5 protein-coding genes are annotated in these 4228 nt (G+C 72.9%); 2 read left to right on the top strand and 3 right to left on the bottom strand.

Annotated elements, in window-relative coordinates; genetic code table 11:
* On the bottom strand, positions 1-441 hold a 441-nt coding region (locus ACFV0Q_RS39015), incomplete at its 3' end, for an alcohol dehydrogenase catalytic domain-containing protein (RefSeq protein ID WP_385012510.1).
* Between the two features lie 154 nt (positions 442-595).
* Between ACFV0Q_RS39015 and ACFV0Q_RS39010 the strand changes: the two genes are divergently transcribed.
* Positions 596-1192 (top strand): TetR/AcrR family transcriptional regulator, encoded by a 597-nt coding sequence (locus ACFV0Q_RS39010; protein WP_385012508.1) that lies wholly within the window; start codon positions 596-598, stop codon positions 1190-1192.
* Between the two features lie 73 nt (positions 1193-1265).
* On the opposite strand, the gene ACFV0Q_RS39005 is transcribed toward ACFV0Q_RS39010, so the two are convergent.
* Positions 1266-1919: a TetR/AcrR family transcriptional regulator gene (locus ACFV0Q_RS39005; protein ID WP_385012506.1), complete on the bottom strand. Its 654-nt coding sequence runs from the start codon at positions 1917-1919 to the stop codon at positions 1266-1268.
* Positions 1920-2061: 142 nt separating this feature from the next.
* On the opposite strand from ACFV0Q_RS39005, the gene ACFV0Q_RS39000 reads away from it, so the two are divergent.
* Entirely contained in the window at positions 2062-3039 is a 978-nt protein-coding gene (locus ACFV0Q_RS39000; RefSeq protein ID WP_385012504.1) for an oxidoreductase, read from the top strand.
* 43 nt (positions 3040-3082) lie between these two features.
* Here the strand turns inward: ACFV0Q_RS39000 and ACFV0Q_RS38995 are convergent.
* The coding region (locus tag ACFV0Q_RS38995; RefSeq protein ID WP_385012502.1) for an FAD-dependent oxidoreductase at positions 3083-4228 on the bottom strand (1146 nt) is incomplete at its 5' end.

Raw genomic sequence — 4228 nt, 5'->3', positions numbered from 1 at the left:
GGCTCCCCAGGGGGTGGAGACGGCGTCCGGGATGATCGCGCCCTGTTCGAAGGTGATCGCCTCGGGCAGGGCGACGAGGGTCTCGGCGGTGGCGAGTGCGTACGAGGCCCAGCCGCCGTCGTAGTCGACACCGCGCGTCAGGACCCGGCCGTCGCGCACCTCGCCGGCCTGCAGGACGACCCGGCGTCCCACGGTCCAGGCGGTCACGTCGGGTCCGCGTTCGGCGATGGTGCCGGCCACCTCGTGTCCCAGGGTGACGGTGTCGCCCTGCAGGTGGGCGGGGGTGAGGGTGCCGTCGATGAGGTGGACGTCGGACAGGCAGACGCCCGCGGCCTCCACCTTGACCAGTACCTGTCCGGGGCCGGGGGCGGGAACGGGGACCTCGTCGACGATCAGGGTGCGCGAGGGGATGTGCAGGCGCGCGGCACGCATGAGTTCCATGGCGGGGTGATCCATTCCGTTCCGGTGGCGGGCGCCGGCCCGGGGTGGGCCGGTGGACAGGTGGGGCGACGAGCGGGCTAACGCAAGTCGCCTTGCTTTCCAACGTACGCCGACCGGATTCGTATCGCAAGACCCCTTGCGATAGTGTGGCCGGATGACGAGCGACGAGGGCACGGGCGGGCAGGAGGCTCCGCCGCTGAGGCGGCGCGGGGAACGGATGCGGCAGGCCGTCCTGGCCGCCACCGTCGACCTGCTCACCTCCCAGGGACTGGCCGCCACCACCGTCGCCTCCGTCGCCCGCGCGGCGGGCGTGCACGAAACCTCCGTCTACCGACGCTGGAAGACCCGCGAGAACCTCATCTTCGACGCGCTCGCCACGCGCACCGAGCAGGCCCTCCCCACGCCCGACACCGGCACGGTCCGCGAGGACCTGTACGAGCTCTTCACGGCGCTGGCCCGGTTCTTCGCCACACCGGCCGGCACCGCGATGCTGCTCCTGGGGACGGTCCGCGAGGAAGGCGCCCTGGAAGAGGGGCGGCGCGCGTACTGGCAGGCCCGCCTCGAGCGTGCCGAGACGCTGGTCCAGCGGGGCATCGACCGCGGCGAACTGGCCGCCGACACCGACCCGCACCTCCTGGTGGAAGCCATCACGGGCCCCCTCCTCGCCCGCGTCCTCCTCACCGGCGAACCCCTGGAAGAGGGCCTCGTCCCCCGCCTGATCTCCCTGGTCCTCGACGGCGCCCGCGCCTGATCACCCCGGCCGGGCCGGCGCTGTCACCCGAACCGTTCGACCCTGTGTGCGCGTGGGGCGAGCGCACCGCCCCTCACGCCTGACCGGCCTCCGCTTCGGTCGTCCCGTCGGCCGCGGCGGAGCCCCGCGCCAGGGCGCCGGCGCGGGCGGCGGCGAGCGTGATCCGCACGGCCTGCTCGGCGGCGCCCTCCTCGACCGGATCGGCACTGACCAGCAACCGGAAGTAGATCGGGGCGGCCAGCGTTTTGATCAGCTCGACCGGATCGGTATCCGCCGGGAGTTCACCCCGTTCGATGGCGCGGGCGACCACGGGCTCGGCCCGCCGGAACCGGTCGGCGAAGACCCGCCGCTTCGCCTCGGCGATCTCCGGCAGCCGGCCGGCGTCGGAGTACATCGCGGTCTGCACCGCCCGGCCCACCGGGCCGGTCATGCTCCGCACGAGCGCCCGCGCGAGCGCCAGCAGGTCGGTCTCGACGGCGCCGGTGTCCGGAGTGGGGATGTCGGTCGCGAAGTGCTCGGAAAGCGCGTCGACGACCAGGCTCTCGCGGTCCTTCCAACGCCGGTAGAGCGTCGTCTTGTGCACCCCGGCCCGCTGGGCCACGCCCTCGACGGTCAGCTCGGCGTAGCCCCGGTCCAGCAACTCGGCGAGGGTGGCGGCGCGCACCGCCGCCTGTGCTTTGAGGCCGCGCCCGACCGGGCGGGCGGGTCCGGAGGAACCCAACTCCATTGCAACTCCTAGTTGCGTTAGCGGGCATTCACGTGTCAGGCTCCAGCGTATCGCAACTAGAAGTTGCATTACCTGGGCTCCTGCCCGGCCGGGCGCCCTCGACCCAGGAGCCGGACGCCCGCGACCCAGAAGAAGGAAGGCCATGCCCAGCACCTCCCGTACGTGGACCCTCGACTCCGTCCCCGACCAGTCCGGCCGCCTGGCGGTGGTGACCGGAGCCAACAGCGGCATCGGCCAGGTCACGGCGGAGGCGCTCGCCCGTCGGGGTGCCCATGTCGTACTGGCCTGCCGCAGTCCCCGACGCGGGCGGGCCGCCCTGGACCGGCTGCTCGCCCAGGCACCCGGCGCCCGTGCCGAGGTGCGCCTCCTCGACCTGGCCGATCTCGCCTCCGTACGCGCCTTCGCCGACGGCTGGGATCACGACCGGCTCGATCTGCTCGTCAACAACGCCGGCGTGGCGATGGTGCCGTTCGCCCGGACCGCCGATGGTTTCGAGTCGCAGTTCGGGATCAACCACCTGGGCACCTTCGCCCTGACCGGGCTGATGCTGCCCCATCTGCTCGCCTCGCCCGATCCGCGGGTGGTCACCGTCAGCAGCGAAGGCCAGCGGTTCGCCCGCTTCGACCTGGACAACCTCAACGCCGAACGCCGCTATCGCGCCATGTTCACCTACCTGCAGTCCAAGCGCGCCAATCTCTACTTCGCCACCGAACTGCAACGCCGCGCCGACGCCGCCGGCCTGAGGCTGCGCAGCGTGGCGGTCGCCCCCGGACTCACCCGCACCAACGTCCTCACCGGCGGCGCCAACGGCAACCGCGGCCGGCTCTACGGAGCGTTGATCCGGCTTCTGGTCCGCGTCGCCTTCCGCCCCACCCCCGAAGGCGCCAAGACCTCCCTGTACGCCGCGACCGTCCCGGACCTGCCGGGCGGAACGTTCGTCGTGCCCGACGGACCGCTTCAGCTACGCGGCGAGCCCGTCCTGCGCGACCGGGAACGCGCCATCCGTGACACCGCCACCGCCCGCCTGCTGTGGGAGCTGTCCGAGAAGCTCACCGGCGTTCCCTTCCGGCTGTCCGAGGATGCCGCACGCCCCGCCCACCCGGGAGTCCTGGACGAGTGAGCCGGCGCCGGACACAGCCAAGATCCACTTTCTCGGACAGGCCCTAGACGTCCGCGGGGGTGCCGGAGCGCGGCGAGGTGAACAGGTCGATCAGGGGCTGGGGGGCGTGGTCGTTGAAGATGGCTTCCAGGCCGTTGACCGAGTCCCGGGCCTTCTCCTCGCCGCGCGGGAACAGGGTTGCCTCGTAGGCCGTGAGCGCCGCCTCGGTGTCGTCCGGGTGGGCGGCCAGGCACCGGCCGAGGTCGGCTCCGTCGATCATCGCGAGGTTGGCGCCCTCCCCCGCGAAGGGGGACATCAGGTGCGCCGCGTCACCGAGCAGGGTCACGCCCGGAACCCGCGCCCAGCGGTGGCCGACGGGGAGCGCGTGGATCAGGCGCGGGACCAGCGGTCCGTCCGCGTCGGCGACCAGTCGGCGCAGCTCGGGTGCCCAGTCGGGGAAGTGCGACAGGAGACCGGCCTTCGCGGCGTCGGCGTCCGTGAAGTCGAGCGCGGACAGCGCGTCTTCCGGGGCGCGCAGAGCCGTGTAGACGTGCAGGCTGCCGTCGGTCTCCCGGTGAGCGAGGAAGCCCTTGTGGCCGCCGAGGGCGAAGAACATTCCGCCGCCGATCAGCCCGGCGCATTCGGGGTGGCGCGCGTCGGCGTCGACGAGGTCGAGCTCGACGAAGGAGATGCCGGTGTACGAGGGGGTCTCGGCGGAGAGCAGCGGCCGGATCCGTGACCAGGCCCCGTCGGCGCCGATCAGCAGGCCGGTGGTGAAGACGGTGCCGTCGGCGAGGGTGACCTCGTGCCGGCCCTGCCCCAGGGGACGGGCCCGGGTGACTTTCGCGCCCCAGCGCACCGTGCCCTCGGGCAGCGATCCGAGCAGCAGGTCGCGCAGGTCGCCGCGGTCGATCTCGGGGCGGTCGCCGGTGCCGTCGTCGGCCTCCTCGTGCAGGACGCGGGCGTGCCGGTCGAGGACGCGCAGGGCCTGGCCTCCGGGGTGGACCTTGGCACGGAACTCCTCCAGCAACCGCGCCGCCCGCAGGGCCGCTTGACCGGATTCCTCGTGGATGTCGAGCATCCCGCCCTGGGTACGGGTGTCCGGGGAGGCCTCCAGGTCGAAGACGGCGGCCTCGATGCCGTGTACGTGCAGGACGCGGGCGAGCGTCAGGCCTCCCAGTCCAGCGCCGACGACGGCTATGGGGTGGTG

The organism is Streptomyces sp. NPDC059564 (genome assembly GCF_042735575.1).
Classification (GTDB): Bacteria; Actinomycetota; Actinomycetes; order Streptomycetales; family Streptomycetaceae; genus Streptomyces.
This window is presented reverse-complemented; position numbering and strand designations above follow the sequence as displayed.